Here is a 22769-nt window from a genome sequence, read left to right on the forward strand (position 1 = left end):
AAATACTATGAGAATTAGAAATATAAAAGTTAGATGTTTTAGACTCTTGGCGGATGTTTCTATTGACCTTGAAGATGATATCACTTTAATTGTGGGAAGAAATAATACTGGAAAAACTTCTTTACTTGAGGTGATTAAGATGTTTACCTCAGGTGAAGATTCTTTATCATTTGAAGATTTTTCACAATCTACCTATACCTTGTTTAAAGAGCTTTTAATTCAATTTGAAAAAACATTAGTTGCTGGAATTTCTGAAGAGGAAAAAGAGAAATTAGAATTAGATATCGTAACACGTTTTCCGAAAATCCAATTGCAGATTGAGTTTGTTTATGATAAAGCTAAAGATTCACTAATAGAATTGAGTGAGTTTATTACAGATTTAGATGATAAAAGAAATGATGGATGTGCACTCCTATCTTATGAGCCTCATAACACCCTAGGGTTACTAAAAGCCTTCATTAATAGAGAAGTAAAAGAGACGACCCTCATTGAATATTTTAAAGAAAATCTAAATACTTTTTACAAATTAAGATGCTACGCTAAAGATGTGAAATCTGATTACTTGAGTGAAATAGAAATTGGATATAAAGATAAATTAAAGAAGGTAGTTTCTTTTGAGGACATCAAGGCCTTAAGAATACTAGATGATAAGAAAAGTGATAGTAATAAAACACTAGCATTAGGTTTTTCAAGATATTATAATGAAAGGGATAAAACGGATAACAATGTAAAGGCAATAGAAGATTCCTTAAAAGATATTTCTAAAGACTTAAAAGAGAAATATAATATAGTCTTACAAAAGATAATTGAAGACCTTAAAAAGTTTGGTGCTTCTACTCCTATTGCAATTCCCCCTATATCTATTGCATCTGAATTTGATTCAGAATCTGTAATAAAAAACAACATTAAGTACTATTACAAACAGGAAGAAATTGATTTACCTGAAAGTTATAACGGATTAGGTTATAGCAACCTCATTTACATGGTTTTGGAACTAGCTAGTTTTATCGAACGGTTTAGAAATGCAAAAGAAGAAAAAGTTTCTGAGTTCTTAACCGTATTAGTAGAAGAACCCGAAGCACATATGCATCCTCAAATGCAGCAGGTATTTATTAGTCAAATAAAAGGAATATTAAAAGATGCTGAAAAAGATAATATTTATGTTCAACTAATAATTACCTCGCATTCGTCTCATATTTTATCTGAAGCTGGTATTGATTCAGAAAAAGGATTTAAAAGAATAAGATACTTCAATCGAGTTAAAAAGAATGTAGAGGTCCAAGATTTTAACACGTTAAATATTTCAAATGAAAAACAGACTGCTCGATTTTTAAAACAATATCTGACGCTGCATAAATCCGATTTATTTTTCTCTGATAAGGTAATTATTGTTGAAGGTACAACCGAAAGAATGTTAATGCCACAGATGATTAAAAAGTCAGGACCAGGTTTAGCAACTCAATATGTTTCTATATTGGAGGTAGGAGGTGCTTATAGTCATAAGTTTAAAGAAATTCTTGAGTTTTTAAAATTAAAAACTTTAGTAGTAACAGATATTGATTCCGTTGATTCAGCTAGTGGAGAGAGGTGTGAGGTAAACAATGGTATTAATGGTGAATTAACATCTAACTATACATTAAAAGATTGGATACCAAAAAAGACTACTATAGCCGAATTAATAGCCGCAACTGAAGAAGAAAAAACAGATTCCAATATTATTAGGGTTGCATATCAAACCCAAGAGAATGGAATCACCGCAAGAAGTTTTGAAGAGGCATTTATTAATTCAAATATTGAGCTATTAAAATCCACCTTTACCGATGAGAAAGGCAACTCCACAATTATTAAAAATCAGTTTAGTTTTTCTAGAGTAAAAAGCGCGGAAGATTTAATTAATAATACCCCTTATCAGTTGGCGCCTATAAGCTCTAGTTCCAAAACTAATTTTGCCTTTGATGTTATGTCATTTCCGGAAGAATTTGGCCAATGGAATGTACCAGAATATATTGATAATGGTCTAAAATGGCTGGAAAAGCCGCTTGATTTAAAAAGCGATGGAAATGGTGATATTGTAGCTACAGAAACGACAAAGATATAGATGGAGGTAATAAATGAAATTAAAGGAAAAATAGAGGCTCAAAGGAGTTACGTGTTGGAAGCTGGAGCAGGGTCTGGTAAAACTTATGCCCTCATACAAACTATAAATTATCTCTTGGAATCAAAGGGTAAGTCGCTTCAATTAAAAAATCAAAAAATAGTTTGTATTACATATACAAATGTTGCTAAGAATGAAATTATAGAGCGTCTAGAAAATAATCCGTTAGTATTGGTTTCTACTATCCATGAATTTCTTTGGGATTGTATTAAATCATACAATAAGCAACTATTAATTGAATTTGATGCAATTAATACGATTTACCATGAAACCAAACCTGACAAATATGTTTTGAAACTTATAGAAAGGATTACCACAGTAGATTACAACGACCGTGCTTATAGTGATTTCGAAGATGGAAAAGTAGGACATGACGATTTAATTACATTAGCTAATAGGATGTTTTCCAATCATAGTTTATTAACTACAATACTAGCATCTAAACATCCTTATATCTTGGTTGATGAATATCAGGATACGGCCCCAGAAACTATATCGTCATTACTAGATTTTTTGCTTCCTAGAAATAAAACAAAAATAGTAATCGGTTTTTATGGAGACTCACATCAAAAAATTTATAATACAGGAATAGGCACACTTAAATCATATGTAGATGCAAAAGCAATCGACCTTATAACCAAGTTGGAAAATTACAGAAGCTCGCAAAACGTAGTAGAGCTGTTAAATAATGTAAGAAAGAATATTAAACAAGTAATTCCTGATGATATAAAAAAAATAGAAGGAAGTGTTCAATTTATGAATTGTACTAATTACCCCAATAAAACTACAGGTCAAAAAGTAAAAGAATATGAAGACTCGTTAATACCAATCAAGAATGCTAACTATGACACTATAATAAATGAACTAGAAAAAAAAGGATGGGATTTTGGACCAGGAAGTGAAGACAAAATACTAATTATTGCAAACAGTAGGGTGGCCAGAAGGGGTGGTTTTGGAAATCTTTACAACATTTATAGTAGACGTTATGGTTTAGGCGGTAATGACGCCTTATTAAAAAGGGAAAATCCAATTACAGCTTTTTTTGTTGGCTCTATGGACAAGAAAACATCTACTGAAAGGCAAACTGGAATAGAACACTTGGTCTCTTTCTTTGAAGAAGATAGTTATAGTGATATTGTGAATTTTTTTAAAAAAAATGGAGTTCAGTCGATAACCTTAAAAAGACATTCTGACAAGAAAATAATTACAAATAAGATTGAAGAGCTTATCACAATTCGTAAATCGAAAACTGTAAAAGACGTTTTTGATTTTGTTGTCGATAATAAACTGGCTACACTTTCTACCGGAGTAATTAAGTTTTTTGACCGCATCAATGCTCCACTAGAAGGTTTAGATGATGAACTTAAAACACGTATTGAAAAAGATATTGCCTTTCATACTGCGCTTATGGCACTGCCCTATCTTGAATTTATAAATCTATTTAAACATACTCAAAATCAAAATGTGTTCTCAACAAAACATGGTACAAAGGGGGAAGAGTATCGTAATGTTTTAGTTGTTATTGATGATACCAGTTGGAAAACACAATATAATTTTGAAAAATATTTTGATGATAGTGACGAGAAGGGAGATAGAAAAGAAAGGACAAAAAACCTCTTTTATGTTTCTTGTTCTAGAGCAAAAGAGAATTTAGTGGTTCTTGGATTATCAAAAATGGGAAATGAAGCTATGTTCACAGTTCAAAAGTGGTTTGGGAAAGATAATACAAAATGGATATAGCCAGACTAGAACTATATGATACAATATAAACATGGATAGTTTTAACTTATATAGAGAGGCAAAAGACCAATATGAAAAATTAATCCCAGAGAAAAATGATGGATTGATTCTTCTGTCTCTATATGCAAAATATAAGGATAAAGACTTTACAGAAGAGAATATTATTTCAACTATTACAAAGGTTTTCAAAGACCAAGGCAATGAAAGTTCTAGGACAGAATACAATAGGAATAATTCAATAATACTTAGGTTTCAAGAGTCTTTCTTATGGCGTAATGCCTCAAAAAAAAACTACCAATTCAAAAAATATGGATTAGAACTTTGTCAGAATATTGAAAAACGATTAATCGAAAAGTATAATCCAGCAAAGATTAAACGGTTCTTTGCAGAATTACATAAAAGTCTCACTGAAAACATTGAAGAAAATAGGGATTTTAATGAATGGATTGAAGACCATTTTGAGATTAGACTTCCTGAACTCACTTCACAAATCGAGATATTGGACCAACAGGTTAATGAGTCTGTAAAAGATTTTAAAACTGGGATAAATTCTGAAGACCAAGATATTTTAGGGGTTCTTAAAGGTATTGAAATACGTCTGGAAGTAATCAAGGAACAAGCATCAGAGCTCAGAAACGCATTCCAAATTTCTTATGACATAGATGACCTCTTGATTGGTCTTCTTGAAGAGAATAAAGGGGAAAACAATATATCAAATATTCACAGAGTTCAGAATTTCCACGATAATTCTAGAAGTCAATTAGAGCAAGTAAGTAAAAGAATAGAAAAAATAAAGCCAAGAATTAGAGAGTTTATTTACGATTTCAACAAAAAGAATTTTGATAGAAAAACAAATAAGTTCATTGATTATTTACTTCAACATTCAGTTGTAGTTAAAGAAGCAGGAACAAAACGAATACAGTTTCCGAATAGTCTTTCAGGAGTAATCGTAAAGTCTACTATCGACAATTTAAGATTCAATATTGTGCCTTTAAGAGAAATAAGCCCAAAGCTGCCTATTGAAGTAACTCAAAGAACAGTTGATATCCAGAAGAGGAAAGAATTATTGGAAAAAACGCTAAAATGGAAACGGGATAAAGAAAGAATACGCTACTGGACCAATTCTATATTTAAAGAAGTAGAGGCAAAAAATTCTCTGGATTTCACTCCCTTTTTCTTCAAAATTTTAAAAGAAGATCAACTTACAATTGCTGTTAAGACAGCCCACAATATTATTAGAAAAAATGCTGCGTATAGGAACAAATACATATTAGAGATTAAAAAAGAACCTGTGCATGGTGTTATAAAAAAAGGAATATCCATATGGCAAATGACAATACAGAAAAAATAATACCGTATGGCTTTTTGAGTAACAAAAAGGCAAAAAGTGTATTCGCAAAACTTGATTATACGCTCAGAAGTGGTATTCATATTCAAAGGCAATACCCATTAAACGTGAATCTATATCGGTTTTTGAACGAGTCTGAGAATTATGAATCCTTAAAGGAGTATTATAAAGATTTTTTCAACTTAAATCTGATAAAAGAAGGTACCGATTTTAACAATTACTACTATTTAAACTTCAATGAGAATGGAAGAGGAAATGTACCATCTGACAATAGAGATTATTTAAGGAGTGAATATATCATTATAGGAATGTTGTTCCTGAAAATGTACAAGCTAGATGGAAATATAGAGTTAGATAGTGTTTCTGAATTTACAACCCTATTGCACGAAGAATATGAGGAACAGAAAAATGCATTGAGAAAGCTCATTAATGATAATTCATCTGATAAGAGTACAGATTTGAGTGACCAAAGATTTGAAGTAGTAATATCTAAGTCCTTTGAAAAATTTGGAGACCTAGGGTGGTTAATGTGGGAAAGTGAAAATGAAAAAGATAAATTTAAAGTAATGCCATCCTTTGAGCGTCTGCGAATTATCTACCAACCTCAAATTGAAACTATTGATGACTTAATAAAAGATGTGAAAGATGCAGAATAAATACCCTCGCATATATAGTCTTTCCACTATTGGTATTAAGCAGCATTTTAATGCCGATTACCTTTTCCATGCATACCGGACAGATTTCAGTGGTGAGAGTGGTAGTGGAAAGAGTATGATAGCAGATATGATTCAATTGGTTTTAGTTGGCTCAAGCGAATTTAAATCTGCAACTGAAGGGAATAAGCAGAGAGATGTCAAAGGAATGCTAATTACAAAAAAGGGGTATTCATCATCTAGGGGTTATGTTTTTTTAAATATTGAGTATAGTCCAAAAAAATATCTAGTCATTGGGGTCTATATTGAAGGGACAAGTAATGCAGCTGAAATGTTCATTATTCAAAATGGCTATGATTGGGACAATCTGACCTTTTTAGATAAGCCTATTTTTAATAAGGAATTACTAATAGATAATAAGATTGATACCCTAAAGAATCTCTGCGAAAAAGTTGAGTTTGCCAGAATGAAATCTCTCAGAAGGAAAAACTATCATCAAATCTTATATGACAATAATATCCTTTCGTTAGACCTAACTAAAAATGAAACTCTCAAAACATATGCAAGTATTCTAAGGTCTTTCTCAAGAGGAAAAGGTTTCAAAACTGAATCAGAGGACTTAAAGAGATTTCTATTTGGTGATGACGAAAAAAACGCAATAATAGAAAAGTACAATGAGGAAGTTGAAAATATAAGCAATGACTTCCACGAGCATAAGAGATATTCTGAAGAAATCAAACTAATAAACGACAAGCAAGTACTGCTGAAAACTGTACTGGAAAAACAAAAAAGCTATAAAACCATCTATACAGAATATCTAATAAAAAAGTTCAGCTACTGGAACAGCTTCAAGAAGAAAAACGCCAAGGTAAAGCTTAAAATAGCTGATGAACTAAGTTTTAAAAAGAATGAACTACAATTTGTTGAAAATGAAATTTTAAAGTTAAAAATAAAAGACTTCAAAGAGTTACTTGATATTAAAACAAAAGTTAAACAACTAACCGAGAAGGATGAAAGTGGAAATGATATTGCAAAACAATTTTTTGATATTGGCCAATCTAAACTACAAATTGAAGTTGTCGAAAAATGGCTTTCTTCCCACGATAAGGACATACAAAAAGTGACTCAATGGTTTACGTCTCAGCAAGTAAAAAATAATGATAAAACTGAATTACAAGAATTTATAAAATACCTTTCTGATAACAATATTCTGGTTTTCTTTCAAGAATCTAATTGGTTGGCTGATTACAAAAAAGAAAAAAATGAACACCCCAAAAAAATTAAAGAACTTGAAAAGGAAATAGAAGAACTCCAATCGCTATTAAGATTTTCGGATTTGAACAATCCTGAATCCTTAGTTAATTGGGCTATTGATAATTTAAAATTTCCTCTATCACATATACTTGAAAGTATTTTAATTTACTTTCAAAAATATGGTAAAATCAAGCCTGCAGAGGAAAATTCCAATAGGTATGTCCCACATCCGGAGCATCTATTTCAGAATGTTGATTCAAACATCAAAGATAAAACTAAGAATGGATTTTGGTTCAATTTAGATGGTGTCTATGAGTTCATTACGTTTTCAGAGCATCGAATTTTAAATATTGAAGACCCAAATGAGATTGTAAGATCCGTATCCAAATTAAAGGAAGGTGTTGAAAAGAGGTTGTCAGAGCTAATAACTAAAAAGAAAAATAAAGAACACCTTAAAAACAAACTGTTTGAATACGGTAATCTTGAAAAGTATATAGACCTTTTTAATAGAAAAGACGAATTGCTCAAATTCAAAATTGAGGAAGGCTTGAAAGGTTTCACTGAAGATTCTTTTAAAAGTCACTTGTTGGCATATAAGAATAGAATTAAAATTCTCCAACAATATGATTCTATAGAAAAACAGTATGGAGGGTTTACAAGCAGAAATAGCCGAAAGGAAAGCTACCAAAAGAGAGTTAAACAATTAGAGACAGTCCTTTTTGAAGATAATATTTCTATTGATGAACAATTAATAGAAGAACAAATTGCGTCACAAGAAAAATGTTTGGCTGAGAAAGAAGAATACTTAAAAGAACAGAGTTTTGATGAACAGTCATTTTTTAATACGCACTCAAAAAACATAATTAATCAACAAAAACTATCAGATTTAAAATATCAACTTTTAAGCACTATCAAGGATTTGGAGGTTGAAATTGAGCAGAAGGAAAAGCAGCTTACCTTGGCAGACGATGAAATCGGTGAAGCCAAAAGGTTAAATGAACAACTGCTTAAATCGTCAATCAAGTTTGATGAGAAAATTGAAGAAAACGAAAATCCCGATGATGGCGGAAATAATTCTTTTCAATCTAAAGCGAACAAGGTTCAATTGGCTTATATCGAATATTTAAAAATAATAACTAAAGACCTTCCATATGACGAAACGGCTTCAATAGGGCAATTGGCAAATCATCTTTTACCAACAGTATTTCCTAGTACAAAAGTTAATGAAGATTTAATTGAAAACGATATTGTAGAAAGGCTGAATAAACTAACCCAGGATATTCAGGAAATTGGCTCAAGGAAAATAGAAATTTTAGGAAGTATATTCAATGATGTTTATAAAGTTTATACTGGCTACCTAACAAAGATTAATGAAATTGACAGATATCTTAAAAAGGGAAAGAGAGGTATAACGGGTGGTAATAAAGCATCATTAACATCTAAGAAATCAATTCACTACCCAGAAAATTGGCTGACAACTTTCAGGAAACAATTGCATAATCAATTAAGTTATACAGGTTTATTTAGTGAGCTCCAAGAGGAAATTGACATTAATGAAATGATGATAAAAGCGTTTCAAAAACTTGGGGGTAGTACTAAAGTAGAACCAGAAGATTTAATGAACCCAAAATCCTATTTCGATTTGGTTTTTGAACTTAAACTCGAAAATGAAGAAGTAAATTCTGGTAGTAATGGTCAAACCTATGCGGCTAACGCACTATTATGTCTGGCAAGACTTTCACTAATTGAAGAAGAAAATAGAGATGGATTAAAAATTATGCCAATAGATGAAGCAGAGGGTTTAGGAAGCAATTATGATATGTTACATGACTTAGCAAAAGAAGAAAATTATCAAATTGTTACTATGGCAATTGAAACTGCTGGAGAAATTACCGATAATGGTCAATATATCTATATCATGAACGAGAATAATTTGGCGAATGTAGAGAGTTTTGTACCACCACTTGGGATATTTTCAGAAGAAGTGACTGAAGATATTGATCTGTATATAAAATCCTTATCAGATGATGAATAAGAATATTACATGGAAAGAATTGAAAGCTCTTGACGATTTGTATCGTCTTAAAAGAACAAGAGCAATTATTCAAAATCATCCATACATTAATTACTTAATCAATGATAAGGGTATCTTAGATTTAAAACCGGATAATATAAAAGTTATAATATCAACGGAAAAATATGAAGAGTTTTATGAGAAAGAGTTTAAAAAGACTTTTGAAGAAGCCAAAAGGTTTCTCATAGAAAATGATATAAAGCCAACAGCAAATAAAGGGTTCACAATTGACAATATTAAAACCTTGATGCTTATTGCTGAAAATAAAGAAGAACTAAAAAATAACCCCACTACAATAGAAGATTTCTCAAACGAATTCTTTGATATTTCTAAATACCTAAAAAACAGAAAAAGTGTAAGAGAAGCAGTATTTAAGATATTAAATATTGAAAGGTTTTCTTTAGATAAGAAAGAGAATCAATGGCGAATTGTTGTTGATAATAAAAACCCTAAAGCTGTCGTGATGTGTGAAAACAAATCCTTTCTAAAACAACCCTGGATTGCTAAGGAAACTCAAGTGAAAATGTGGTATGTAGGAGGAAATAATATCGCCATTATCGACGATATCGACGAAAACGAGTTAGTGAAACCCATGTATTATTCTTGTGATTGGGACAAAGCTGGGTTAGAGATTTTTTTAAGAATTAATGAGAAACTAAAGGAACGGAATAAGAATATTCAACTTCTATATCCAAATGAACCTCATAAAAGGAGAAGCACATATATTGATTATCACTATAGTCATTGGGATTTGACAAAGACCTTTTCTGGACTTACAATTGAAAATTTTACTAAAAAGGAGATACAACTTATTAAAACTCTAATTGATGAAGAGGAGTGGATTGAGGAAGAGTCATTTGACTTGATTAGAATGATTAAGGATATTCTATAATCCGTTCTTTTATTATTTATACTCAATTCTTCAGTTCCTTTATAACTCCCATCAAAATAGCCAACGCCAAAGCCTTAATATTTTTACCTTCCAAAAAATAATCCGCTTCATCAGGGTTGGTTATAAACCCCATCTCAACAAGTATGGAGGAACTATACGGAATATTTTCTCGTAAAACCTGAAAGTTGGCAAACTTCACACCTCGTTTTTCAAGACTTAGCTTTTGTGCGCTTTCATTCAGAATAGAAACACCAAGTGCAATAGACTTTTTATTTTTTGGATTATGCACATAAACCTCCATACCTCTGGAATTATTCTTAGAAGCATTACAATGTAACGATACAAATACATCCGCTTTTAAACTTTCAGTCAATCGACTTCTATCCGATAAGGAAATGAGGGTATCATTATATCGGGTCAGATAGATATCCAATTCGTTATTAAAAAGGGATTTGTTCAGCTTTAAAATCTCCAGGGCAATATTCAAAACCACATCTTTTTCGTAAGTACCATTTACACTTATAGCACCTGAATCAATTCCGCCATGCCCGGGGTCGATAACAATGACTTTTTTCTGACCAAAAACAAAGCAGATTTTTAAGAGCAAAATCACAAAAATCTGAGCTGAGCAAAGTGGAAGTTTGACGTTTTTGAGCGTTGAACGATTCAAAAGTTTTGGAGTTATCAACATAGGAATTTCAATTTTTCATACGATTTGATGTCAATTCACAGCATTGAAAATCAATTGGATATAAATAATATTTTATTCACAAAATACTGATAATCAATATTTTAAAGTTAAATATAGTGTATTTTTCAAACAACGAAATCCAACAAATTTTAAATCAATTTCGAAATGAAAAAATCACTATTCCTGACCGCTTTTTTATTGCTCATTTCCAATACCATTTTTGCACAGATTGGAGGCATCGAAGATTCTGTTAACGATGTTTCCGATACCATAAGAGCCATATTCCCAATTATTCTGGGAGTTATCTTTTTAATAGGCTTTCTGTTCAATGCAGGACACTTTTTTGGTGAGAATGCAGATCTCAAAAAAGGAATTACCCGTGTATTGGTCTTTGTACTTATTGCGGGTGCAGTAGTGGGCATATTTACCTATCTCATAGGCATCGTAGTGTAAGTCGCTAAGCGACATTTGGCATTAATGGCTTATGAAAAAATATGAAATCTATAAGGATATCCGAAAGCGAGCAGTGATAATGGGGTTGCCTATTTCATTGTTTGCTTTGATGATGACATCCGTCATCGGGTCATTACTGTTCATCATCTTTTCCTTCAGCTTTTTGGTAACCATATCGGTATTCCTTTTCAACGGAATCCTTTATGTGGTATTGACCCAATTGACCAGGCACCCTGCTTTACTGCATTTCAAAAAAGTATTTCCAACCACCATCAGCAACAAGAAACTAAGCCCATTGCGTTATGAAGAAAATTAACCTATCCGCATACTATCCCATTTTAAGCATAGAAAAGCACATCGTTTTTGCGAATAATGGCAATGTGGTATTGTGTTATAAGGCCGATCTGCCAGAAATATATTCCCTATCCTCAACTGATTTTGAGGATCTTCATGGCTCATGGTTTCAGGCATTTAAGTCCCTGCCAATAAGTACGGTTATCCATAAGCAGGATATCTATAAAAAAAGCCTCTATGAGGCAGATAATCTACCAAACAAAAGCTTTTTGGAAAAGGCAACCTATCGACATTTTAAAGGAAGGGAATGCCTAACCCATCAATCCTATTTGTACTTCACACTGCCTTTGGATAAAGCATTGAATGCTTCCAGGTTTAACAATCCTTTCCGAAAAGTGGAAAAGGGCATTCACAAACAACTGGACCATAATGTCCAAGATTTTATTACTTCGGTAAATGATGCCGTTTCCTTTATCAATAACAGCCGCAGGGTGTCCCTGAGACAATTAAAAAAGAACGAAATTTTAGAGCTTACAAATGCTTACTTCAATGGTTTTAATGAAGGTTTTGACACCGATATTCAGTTGAAAAAATCAGCAATTGAAATTGGGGAAAACCATTTTGATGTACTGGCCGTAAATAGCGAACTCTGTTTTGGTGATGTAGTACAGAGTAGTAAGACCAATGACAAATTCACTTCGGATGATTTTGTATTCCATCAGGGCTTTATTGATGGATTGGGATTGAATCTGAATGAAAACCATATCATCAACCAAATCATTTACCTGGATGACAAACACAAATGGAGAAAATTACTGGACAAAAAAATTGAAGAGCTTAGTAAAAGTTCCAACTTCGGAACACAAAACAAAGTCATTCAGAAGAAAATTGAAGCCATTGTTGCTAAAATTAATGAAGACGACAGTTCTAGAATTATACGTGGGCATCTCAACATTATTTTCTGGTGTCCGGAAGCCGGACGACTAAAAAATATTGCTTCAAAGATTAAGACCGAATTCAAGGAGCTGGACATCGTACCGTATTATCCAAAAGGAGAAGAACGAAAGCACTACTTTTCGAATTCCTATTGTTGTTTCAGTTCCAATTTTTCCAATGAGGATTTATATGTAACGGATTTAAAACACGCCTTATGCTTATACATCAATAACAGTAATTACAAGTCAGACGAACAGGGCATCATTTTTAATGACAGGCAATATAATATTCCAGTCTTAAAAGATGTTTGGGACGAGCAAAAGAAGCGTATCAAGGCGAGGAACTTTGCCATTTTTGCTCCAACCGGAGAAGGAAAGTCTTTTCTAGCGAATAATATCCTTAGACAATACTTCGAGGCCGACGTTCGGCTGGTCATTATCGATTTGGGAGGTTCGTATTCCAAATTTGCCAAACTCTATCCCAATGACCATATTATTTTAAGATATGAGCAGGGAAAGAATCTGGGCATCAATCCATTTTACATTTCCAACGAAGCAGATTTGACCCCTGAACGACTGGAAGACCTTGCCATTTTCTTATTGGAACTATTGGCTGAAGGTAACCAGGTTTCAAAAGCCAAAGAAGTCGCCATTAAAAAGGTGCTGCTACATTACTACAAACACGTTCGATTAAATCACTCACTGGCTTCTTTATATCAATTTATAGACGATAAAAAGGATTCGCTCCTTGAAGAACTCAAAATATTGGAAGAGCATTTCAGCGTTTACAGCTTCCTGCATATCCTTTCGGAATATGTGGATGGTGGTATCTACAGATTCCTTTTCAATATTAATGAAGACCAGACCTATAAAATTGAGGACAAGCGTATGATTGTCTTTGAACTGGATGAAGTGAAGGACAACAAGGAAATCCTTTCCGTAATGCTGAAGCTTATCAAGTCTGCTATCCAAAGAACCATTTGGCGTAACCGTTCTGAACGAGGTATTATACTGTTTGATGAGTTTGCCAAACAGCTCAAATTCGATAATGTTCTGGAAAGCGTGGAATTCTATTATCAGGCTATCCGAAAGCAAAATGGGGCTATTGGAATCATTCTACAATCCATCAATCAATTACCGAATAATTCCACATCGGCCAGTATTCTAGAGAATACGCAAGTCATCTACAGTTTACGAAACGAAAAAGGATACGACGAGCTTCAAAAGCGATTGAATCTGTCCAGCCACGATTTGAACCAATTAAAGTCCATTCGTAATAACCTTACAGGAGATAGAAAGTACACGGAAATGTTCATCAAGATTGGAAAAGAGAGCAATATTTTTCGCCTTGAAGTACCCAAAGAAGTGTATGCAGCTTACCTCACAGATGGCAAAGAAAGTGAGGCCATAATGAAACTCTACGAACAATATCAATCGATGGAAAAAGCTATCAACATATTTATTAAGCAGTCATAGACTGCATTTAGTATTAACAATCAAAACGTTTAAAAAATGAAAAACAAAATCAAACTCTTAGGAATAGCTCTAACCCTCGCTCTTCTAATGCCAGCAGGCGCTGCCTGCCAGGGGATGCCAGTGTATGACAATACCAATTTTATCAGCTTTACCAAATCCCTTTTAGAATCGGCAAAACAGACCTCGCAATTGCTGAAAACCGTACAGTTTCTAAAAACCCAAAAAGAGAACATCGAGAAGGTCAATAATGTCATTAGACAGCTAAAGGCAGTTCGGGAAATGGCAAGGAACAACCAACGCCTATTCAATATTGTAAAAGGCGATTTACGGGAGATTCTCAATTCACCCTATATCAAACCTGATGAAGTGAATCGGGTTTCAGAATCCTTCAATTCCATTATTGAAAACTCTTTAGATGGATTGGAATACATAGACCAGATATTATCCAGTAATACACTTAAAATGACCGATGCAGAACGTGCCGAAGTTCTTAAGGATATGGAATAAAATCCAAAGAAATGGTGGCTGAGATTGAAGCCAAGACCAAAAGGTATCGTGAAATTATCGTATTTCGGGAAATGCAGGCCGTTATCAACGGCAGGAAAGCAAAAATTTAATTGATGTCAGGGATAACTTTAAGCATAGGATTGGAATATGTTGATGCGGTTTTCACCACCATCAAAAACAGTGACTTTTCCCAGTACACCATTACCGGAATGAAGACACTGGCCATTTTGTTCTTTCTCATCAATATCCTTAAAAAGTACAATGAAGGTGTTGCTAACAATGAGGGTTATACCTGGGGACTTACTCCCTCAGAACTAGCAAAGAATTTTGCGGTGGTTATCCTGGTCATTTTTTCAACACAGGTATTAGATGTTTTTGATACCATTCTGGTGGCTATTGAAACGCAATACCTAGACACGGCTCCTGCGCTCCTCCCGTTACAGATGCAAGACATCGATTTGGAACAGGATGTGGGTGCATTGGAAGCCGCCAAAAAGGCAATGGCCCTGCTGTACGAAGCTTTGGTAACTCCTCTATATGGGTTGAAAATGCTGGCTTTTATCATTAGTATATTTCTATGGTTGTTGGATTTGTTCATTTACCCCTTATTCCTTGCAGAACGTTTCTTCCTGTTAGGTGTCATGCAGGCATTTTTCCCTTTAGTGATTAGTCTTGCTGTATTTGAAAAGTTCCGTTCATTGGCTTACAACTTCTTTAAACTCTATGCAGGAGTATATATGTTGGTTCCTGCTTTTTTTCTGGTCAATGTGTTTGTAAACAACCTGTATACAGAGATCAATACCAACTTTTGGAATACCCTCTTCGGAACGAATTGGGGCAGTACTTTTTTCGCACCCTTGCTTCAATTTGGCTCTATCGGATTTATTGTTTTACTCAAGTTCAAACTCTATCGCAAGGCAACATCATTTGTCTTTAAACTTTTTACAGCCTGATCACATGAAAACACCTTATCAAAATATTTACAACGTACTCCGCTTGAACCGATTCATTGTTTTGGCAGTCGTTATTGGAGCCGTACTAACCTGTGTTGTTTCCGTGCTTATGGTTATAAAGCTTCACAAAGAATCCGTCAATAATGCCTTTGTGGTCAATTCGGATGGAAGTGTCATTCCTCTTAAAATGGTACAGCAAAATGAAAATTTAGAAGTAGAAGTATTATCACATTTAGAACAGTTCCATACCTATTTCTACCATATCGATGCGAGTAATTATGAAAAGAATCTGGAGAAAGCTTTATGGTTAGGAAATAGTTCCGTGGATGCCTTATACAGACAGAAAAAAGCTGATGGCGTTTATAACCGATTATTGCAATATTCCTTAGTGCAAAAGGTATTGAAGATTGAATCGAAAATCGATATTCAGAAAGAACCTTATCGATTTGAGACCACTGTCATTTTTGAAATCAATCGAGGGTCGATAATAGACACTTATGAACTGACAACATCAGGAAACATAATCCATGTGGACAGGAATTTCCCTAACAATACCCATGGACTTTTAATAACCAACTTTTTTGAAAACAAACTTAAAAAACTAGAGAATTATGAAGCCCATAATGGGCATTAAAAACACAATGATTATGAAGATAGAAAAGAATAAAATCGTGTTCGCTGCCGTCATTTTATGCGTAATGCTGTTCATTGGCTTTTATGCAGTTATAGTACTAGGAGAAGAAGAAGAACCAACGATTGAAAATAACCAAATCCCAATTCCAAAGTTAGGCGATAAGCAAAAGGAATATAACTCCAAATTAGAGGCTCTGGATGACTTAAAAGAGGTGAAGCAGACCAATGCACCCAGTATTTATGATGAACGCCTCCTGGATTCCACAGGGGTTTATGATCCCGATTTATTGGATAAGGAAAAGATGCGGATTGTTGATAGTATTTACAGTCAAGGGCGTATCAGTTATTCGGATAGAAGTTTTAGAAAACCCAAGGTCAAGACTGCACCAAAGCCACTTCAGAAAGATTCCATTTCTAAGGTAGATATGAAGGAAGAAAGCATTGCCTCTAAAGAATTAGGCCTTGAACATCAACTGTTTTTTGCATCTAATCCCCTGGCAAATGAAACCTTGATTTCACAAAATACCGATGCTTTCATTTACGTTCGGGTAGATGGTACACAAACAGTTCGGAACAATTACCGTTTGCAAATGCATTTGACGAAAGATGCACTCATCAATGGTAATCCCGTCCGAAGAAATACACCTATTTATGGTTTCGTAAGTTTTAAACCCAACCGGACCTTATTAGAAATTGAAAGTATAAATCACAAACCTGTAAAGCTAAATGCTTTTGACCTTCAGGATGGAAGCGAGGGTATCTATATTGAAAACAGTTTTAGGGCTGAAGCCAGACAAGAAGCAGTCGGGGATATTGTGGACGATATAAATATCGTTGGTGTACCACAAGTAAGTGGCATCAAAAGAATATTCCAAAGGAACAACCGTACCGTAAAAGTTACCGTAACCGACAATTACCAACTCATTTTAGCCTCTAAGAGGCACTAATTCATTCACTCTTATGAAAAATTATATCATTTATATTATCGCTCTGGTATTTTCAAATACAGTCATAGCACAACAAAAACCAGACACTATTTACGCCAATGATAAAAAGAATGTAGCCCTGTTTTTTCCAGAACCGATTCGCCAGGGAATTACAGGAACATCCAATTTTATATTCACGTTAATCGAGAAAAAGAACAACATTTCGGATTGTTACAAGCCACTCCAGGAACAGAAAGTAATTTGCTGACTGTTACTAAAAACGGTCATGTTTATTCCTATATCTTGAAGTACAAAGAGCAGCTGTCACAGCTAAATTATTTTATTACCGAAAATGAGCGTATCGGAAACGAACAACCAATAGTTATTAAGCAAAGACCAATTGCTAAACCAATAAATCGAACTGCTTATTTTCAGAAATTCAGTGAATATCTATTGAAGTCAAAGTATAAATCTGTAGCAAGCAAACGAAAAAAAGGTATAAAACTGCAATTACAAAAGGTGGTTTATAATGCTTCTGAGGTTTACCTGATTTTAGAAATCAAGAACAAATCTGAAATTGATTTTGAGATAGATTACCTAAATATCTACAGCGTAAACGGCAATAAGAAACGTAAAGCATCCTATCAAAAGCTTTTAATGGAAGCTGATTACAAACATGATATGCCCAATACGATCAAAGCGGAGCAATCACATAGGTTAGTATATGTAATGCCCAAGTTTGTGTTGGGGGATAATGAAAAATTGATGATTGCGTTGCAAGAGGAGAAGGGTAGTAGGAAGTTAATTCTTATAAAAGATTTATAATAAATTATTTATTTAGTAGAGTTATCGGCGTTTTGTAAAGGGACGCCTTTTTTATTAAAATATAATAATAATTAGAGCTTTTTGCCTTTTATTAAATTCGTATCTTAGCTTATATAAATTGAAATAAAATCAAAGCAAAAGTTACCTATTCGGTTACCTGTTTTGAAAAAATCAAAGTAACTTTTTGATTTACAATGATATATGGGATGATTGTTAGTTCTCTCACCCCGACAAAATGTTTATCAAAGCGAACAAAAACCCTGCTGATCTTAAGATCAGCAGGGTTTTTGGTTTTGGGATGACCTCTTATGCTTTTCAAAGAAACCAACGTCTCTTTAAAATATTCTACCAAAACAAGGTATAAAGTAGATAGCGTAAAATTATGAAATTACGATATCAAACAAAGGCAAACGAGATAGTAAACTAAAGGAGTTCGATATAACTTCCATAAAATAGAATTTAAATTTTTTCACACTATTTTAATTTAACAATCTTATTTTTAGATTATTAAGTTCATTTTCTTTGCTTGTCTAGGAGCGAACGTAAAGAAAAACAGCTAGTAGCTGTTTTTAGTGAAGTAGCCAGGCGGCGAGGGGAAACCCAAATAAAAGACACTTTTTAGTTCATGTCATGTCTGTTTTACATGAAGGTATTCATGCATCTTCGATTTCCAAGGTATTTTTGTCCAGAAAGTGGACAAAACCACAAGGCTTTCCTAAATTTTAGTTCACTAAATTCTATTTTCTTCAAAGGAGTTCATGAATTTACATTTCTTCCCCGAACGATCGGGGCTTCGAAAATTCTTAATGGAAAACCTTGTTATACTGAGGAAAAAGACAATTTCGAAATCGATTTTAATTCTTGTTTACGTCGAACTGACGGCAAATATGATGTAGTAAATCTACAATCATTCAAAGCATAAATAGGATAAGTAAAGGTCTTAAGAAACAAAACTACCTTGCTAATAATCTTTGCAAAATATCTTAGGTTAATCCCCAGATTATATGAGAATAAAAGAACTCGTTCTAAACAGACGCTCTAGGCTAGGTTGTACTAACTAACTATAAATGAAATCTTGCAGATAAATAGTAGTGATCTTCTTCATCTCTTGATACTAAAAGTATTTTAATATACAGTATTTTTAATGTTCTGCGTTATATAACTTTGCTTAGATAAAAAGCTTTTACAATCAATATCCTTTTTGATTTTTTTCTTGCCAAAAATTCCTAAAAAAAGTATTTGAAATAGTTATATTTCAAATACTTTTCCCATTCTTCTTAAGAAGTTTATTATCATAAAAATGTAACGCATCAATAAAAAGAAACGAAAACTCTATTTTAATTAATTTGATAAGATTTTTTAATGGAAGAAAAACCATCTAAAACAAAATTAGTTGACTTCTTCAATTCTTCATTCAAAATTTGATCAGTATAAATATTGCATGCTGGTTCCATTGCTATCAAAGCAGGCTTCCAAAAAATAAAACCCTCTGGGCTGATTGCATTGTAACTGCAACATATTACTATATCCTTACCCCAAAACTCCTTATCAACTTTATAGACTTTATCCATTATAGTTTGCGAATAAACGTAACGACGCTCCATAGATTCTTGAATTACCCTATTTCGTTTATCTGTAGGCGTATGATGAAGAAATTGATTAGGTCCGAATACCTTATTGCAAAAGTTCATATACTCAAAGCTAAAATTTTGATGTGCATGCCAAAAAACATCTAAGGTTTTAGACAAAGAATGTAAATTTCTTCCATCTATTACCTCTAAAGAATAAAACATCTTTAGGTTTGTTATGCCACGTATCAAATAATCGGTATCAAAGAAACGTTCATCATTAGGGTTTTCTTGTTGTACACGCCAAATAATCTTAGCAAAATCATACGATTCATTAATATGTTTCAAGGCTTTTAAGATATGTTTATCAACAATTTTATAATCTTCTCTTTTACTATTAATGAATAGGTTTTTAGACTGCTTTAGTATTGGCTTAATTTCTTCGTCCTTCAAGTAATCTTGTAATGGTTTTGTTGTATCGATCATCTTTGTTTTTTTAAATTAGTACTCTTTTATCATTCAAGAATTAAAATTAATTAAATATTAATCAGCATTTTACAGGATAAAACCTGTTTATAAAGGGTGTTTTTACTGTTTTTTTAATTGAAGTTCAGTATAATAATTATGAAATAGAATCGCTTTAAGAAGAACTAAACATTATAGGATATTAAACAATGTAACTTTGCTTTGGTAAAAGCGAAGCTATTATCTCAAATTTAGTTTACAATTAGTAACAAAAGCCAATGGGAGGTATGATAGGAACTAAAAACTTAGCTTTATAACAATGTGTAAAATAGAATGTACGTTTTTACCCAGATGAATCTTTGGTAAAAAAGACATAAGGAAACTTTCGTCAAAACAATAGGTGAAAGAGGGTCATATTTTAGACAGCTACAACATATTACTTAGATTCCTTAGGCTAGTATCTTTTGTTTACAGTTTAGGAGGCTTAGGCTTATTACTTTTTGCAGGAAGTTCTTTTTGTATAATTGGGATCAGTTTTTCTAGGTCTTGCATTGTTAAACCTAATGAGCTTAAATCTAAACTTCTACCTAAGTAGTTTTCTTGAGCACCTTCAATTCTTTCATTAATACGTTCCATAGCTACCATAATCAAATAGGGTTTTATACTTATTAAAGAAGTTCTAAAAAAGAACTATTCAAATAGTAATTTAGAATGAATAAAGGTAAAAAAACCCCGCAGAAAATTACTACGTCTTGTTTAAAAAGAATGTATTCTATTAATTCTTAAAATTATTATTTCTTTCTAAAATTAACCAAAGAAAGCAGTTTTTTAACTAACTAAACTAGCACATACTTGTTGTATAGGTTGATATTAAAAACAACACATAGGCAGTTTCCCTTCATTTATATAAATATTAAAACAGCCTATTTAAAATTGATTTTTTGATAGCTTCTTTAAAAAATTAAAATGAATACCCATTGGGGGGATTTAACGCTTATTTCTACTTATAAACGAGAACGAGTTTACTTTTTTAAATAGAAAGTAAGAAGTATAAGAAATAATTTATAAAAGAGATAAAGATGAAATCAGAAACAGCTTCAGCTAAAGAATTTAGAGAGACCCCAATTAAAAAATGGGTGATTACTGATAGTGATGGAACTATATTTCCACATGTTAATTTAAAGAATAAAGACAAGGCCACTCCTCCTAAAGAGTTTTTAGAACAAATGAAACAATACAGTATTGACAATCCAGATACTGGTATTATGGTACTCTCTGGCCGTATGAGTGGCGAGTTAAATAATTTTTATAGAGGAGCTATGGGGCCTGATGAGGAAGGCAGAACTCCAAAAATTGTACTTGCTTCTGAGAATGGAGCATTTATGCAATTTAAACCTATAAGTGAAAATGCAGAAAATTTAAGTCATCACGAAGATGTTATAGCAGTAGCACAACCTATTTCTGATGAATTAAAGAATGCGATGGAACAAATAATGGTAGCGGCCGCCGGAGACCATTATACGAGCAATACGAGTGACAGTTCTGAAAATATATGGGTGAAATCAGAATTAAAGACCTATGGAGTTACGGCACATCTTCAAATGCCTGCTAACGAAGCCGATATGCCAGAATTTGAAGCTATAAAAGAACAAATAGCAGAAGGCTTTCAAGCACTAGGAGAAGAGCAGGGATTGTTAGTACATCTAGATGCAGCCGCCGCCTTAACTATAGAATTGGTGTCAAAAGGATTAACCATGCAGAACATTGCTAATGAGAGTCCTGGACTTAAACAAATTTTTGAAGATAATGGACTCACTACTGAAAAGCCAACCCAAATGAGTTATTCAGGAGACGATGTAGGAGATATGACTGCAATGAATGTGTTAAATGAAAAATTTAACAGTGGAGAGTTACAAGGGTATACTTCCAGACCTAGTAATTATACCCCTTATGACCCAGAAGACAGAAACCCTAACAATCCTTTAGATGCACGTGTACAGGATTCATTTTTCATTGTAGGGAGTGAAGAAGTGCTACCTCAAGATCAACATCGCTCTTATTTCTTGGATACAACCGCTTTTGAAAAACTTAATGAAATAAGACAGGCTTTATCAGATAGGCAATTACTCCCTTCACAAAGTGGCGATACGGAAACACCCCCTATAGTGCTTTTAACTAGTGGAGATATTTTAATACAACAACCAGAAAGGTATCCAGAAGGGGCATTAGATAATTTAAAAGATTGGGATCAAGGTAAAGTAATTCTAATGGCGGAGGATACAGGTATGGAGGCCATGAAAATTAAAGAATTGCCCAAAAAAAATGCTAACATAGTGGTTGCAACGCCTCAGGGAGCGTTTTATGCGCAGGCACAACCAACACAGACCGCTGGGGAGGAGCAATTGACAACAGGCAGCAGACAATATCTGGATTTATCAAGCAATCTTAGAAGTGCGAAAGTAGCAAATGAAATTATCACTGCAAATCCAGAACGGAATGAACAATTTGAATTACTTAGAAATATTCAAACGGTACTTGTAGATCAAGGGTTTGTACAAGACATAGAAAAAGAGGCAAAAAAAGAGGCTTCTAGATCGTTAATGGAAACAGTAGCAGCAGTTGATATCTTTGGAATTATGCCTGTTGTTCCCACTCAGGAAGCAACGCAAACACCAGCAATAATTGGGTTACAGGCATTAGCAGCCAGACCTATTGCGGCTATTACGGCAGCAGAATCAAAAAGGTTAACAGATAGGAGAGCTAGAACAGAAAAGAAAGGAAAGGAAAAATCTGGTCCTAAAATAGGCTAAAAACTAAAGTAGTTGATATGTTTTAAAATGCACTTAGGTTTAGACCTAAGTGCATTTTGTTTTTAAGTTGTGAAACAAGTAAAGTCTTTAAAATCAATATTGATAAAATTACTAGAC

At 33.2% G+C, this 22769-nt stretch carries 15 protein-coding genes and 2 pseudogenes; 14 read left to right on the forward strand and 3 right to left on the reverse strand.

The window, feature by feature from the left end; translation table 11 throughout:
- Positions 1 to 7: 7 nt before the first annotated feature.
- From WBG07_RS18670 to WBG07_RS18695, 6 genes are read left to right on the forward strand one after another with little or no spacing between them, the layout of a single operon-like run.
- Complete coding sequence (locus WBG07_RS18670) at positions 8 to 2098, forward strand: ATP-dependent nuclease (RefSeq protein ID WP_340203557.1); 2091 nt, start codon at positions 8 to 10, stop codon at positions 2096 to 2098.
- Positions 2099 to 3895, forward strand: a complete 1797-nt coding sequence (locus tag WBG07_RS18675) for a UvrD-helicase domain-containing protein (protein ID WP_340203558.1) — start codon at positions 2099 to 2101, stop codon at positions 3893 to 3895.
- A 31-nt stretch (positions 3896 to 3926) separates the two neighbouring features.
- Positions 3927 to 5246 carry a hypothetical protein gene (locus tag WBG07_RS18680; protein WP_340203560.1) on the forward strand — a complete coding sequence of 440 codons (1320 nt, stop codon included), beginning with the start codon at positions 3927 to 3929 and terminating at the stop codon, positions 5244 to 5246.
- On the forward strand, positions 5219 to 5899 hold the full coding sequence (locus tag WBG07_RS18685; RefSeq protein WP_340203562.1) for a condensin complex protein MksE: 681 nt from the start codon (positions 5219 to 5221) through the stop codon (positions 5897 to 5899). Before WBG07_RS18680 ends, WBG07_RS18685 begins: the two co-directional genes overlap by 28 nt.
- Entirely contained in the window at positions 5889 to 9185 is a 3297-nt protein-coding gene (locus tag WBG07_RS18690) for a hypothetical protein (RefSeq protein WP_340203564.1), read from the forward strand. Before WBG07_RS18685 ends, WBG07_RS18690 begins: the two co-directional genes overlap by 11 nt.
- Positions 9175 to 10116 carry a hypothetical protein gene (locus tag WBG07_RS18695; protein WP_340203565.1) on the forward strand — a complete coding sequence of 314 codons (942 nt, stop codon included), beginning with the start codon at positions 9175 to 9177 and terminating at the stop codon, positions 10114 to 10116. Before WBG07_RS18690 ends, WBG07_RS18695 begins: the two co-directional genes overlap by 11 nt.
- 22 nt (positions 10117 to 10138) lie before the next feature.
- On the opposite strand, the gene WBG07_RS18700 is transcribed toward WBG07_RS18695, so the two are convergent.
- On the reverse strand, positions 10139 to 10807 hold the full coding sequence (locus WBG07_RS18700) for an N-acetylmuramoyl-L-alanine amidase family protein (RefSeq protein WP_340203566.1): 669 nt from the start codon (positions 10805 to 10807) through the stop codon (positions 10139 to 10141).
- Between the two features lie 165 nt (positions 10808 to 10972).
- Here WBG07_RS18700 and WBG07_RS18705 point away from each other — a divergent pair, with 165 nt between their 5' ends.
- The 7 genes and pseudogenes from WBG07_RS18705 to WBG07_RS18735 all read left to right on the forward strand — a co-directional run bounded on the left by WBG07_RS18705 (position 10973) and on the right by WBG07_RS18735 (position 17809).
- Positions 10973 to 11260 carry a hypothetical protein gene (locus WBG07_RS18705; protein WP_097047315.1) on the forward strand — a complete coding sequence of 96 codons (288 nt, stop codon included), beginning with the start codon at positions 10973 to 10975 and terminating at the stop codon, positions 11258 to 11260.
- Between the two features lie 302 nt (positions 11261 to 11562).
- The gene (locus tag WBG07_RS18710) at positions 11563 to 13965 is read left to right on the forward strand and encodes a TraG family conjugative transposon ATPase (protein WP_340203567.1); all 2403 of its coding nucleotides are present in this window, start codon (positions 11563 to 11565) and stop codon (positions 13963 to 13965) included.
- Positions 13966 to 14001: 36 nt separating this feature from the next.
- A pseudogene (locus WBG07_RS18715) lies at positions 14002 to 14582 on the forward strand (conjugal transfer protein).
- A 3-nt stretch (positions 14583 to 14585) separates the two neighbouring features.
- Complete coding sequence (locus WBG07_RS18720; protein WP_340203568.1) at positions 14586 to 15425, forward strand: hypothetical protein; 840 nt, start codon at positions 14586 to 14588, stop codon at positions 15423 to 15425.
- A gap of 4 nt (positions 15426 to 15429) precedes the next feature.
- Positions 15430 to 16059, forward strand: coding sequence for a conjugal transfer protein TraK (locus WBG07_RS18725; RefSeq protein ID WP_340203570.1), 630 nt, complete (start codon positions 15430 to 15432; stop codon positions 16057 to 16059).
- A 37-nt stretch (positions 16060 to 16096) separates the two neighbouring features.
- Positions 16097 to 17005 carry a conjugative transposon protein TraM gene (gene traM, locus WBG07_RS18730; protein ID WP_340203572.1) on the forward strand — a complete coding sequence of 303 codons (909 nt, stop codon included), beginning with the start codon at positions 16097 to 16099 and terminating at the stop codon, positions 17003 to 17005.
- Positions 17006 to 17018: 13 nt separating this feature from the next.
- A pseudogene (locus WBG07_RS18735) lies at positions 17019 to 17809 on the forward strand (DUF4138 domain-containing protein).
- Positions 17810 to 19146: 1337 nt separating this feature from the next.
- Here WBG07_RS18735 and WBG07_RS18740 read toward each other — a convergent pair.
- Both WBG07_RS18740 and WBG07_RS18745 read right to left on the reverse strand, forming a co-directional pair.
- On the reverse strand, positions 19147 to 19863 hold the full coding sequence (locus WBG07_RS18740; protein WP_340203576.1) for a glycine-rich domain-containing protein: 717 nt from the start codon (positions 19861 to 19863) through the stop codon (positions 19147 to 19149).
- A 447-nt stretch (positions 19864 to 20310) separates the two neighbouring features.
- Positions 20311 to 20487 (reverse strand): hypothetical protein, encoded by a 177-nt coding sequence (locus tag WBG07_RS18745; RefSeq protein ID WP_340203578.1) that lies wholly within the window; start codon positions 20485 to 20487, stop codon positions 20311 to 20313.
- A gap of 434 nt (positions 20488 to 20921) precedes the next feature.
- Here WBG07_RS18745 and WBG07_RS18750 point away from each other — a divergent pair, with 434 nt between their 5' ends.
- Positions 20922 to 22652 carry a hypothetical protein gene (locus WBG07_RS18750; protein WP_340203580.1) on the forward strand — a complete coding sequence of 577 codons (1731 nt, stop codon included), beginning with the start codon at positions 20922 to 20924 and terminating at the stop codon, positions 22650 to 22652.
- Positions 22653 to 22769 lie beyond the last annotated feature (117 nt).

This window comes from Ascidiimonas meishanensis (assembly GCF_037782385.1).
GTDB lineage: Bacteria > Bacteroidota > Bacteroidia > Flavobacteriales > Flavobacteriaceae > Ascidiimonas > Ascidiimonas meishanensis.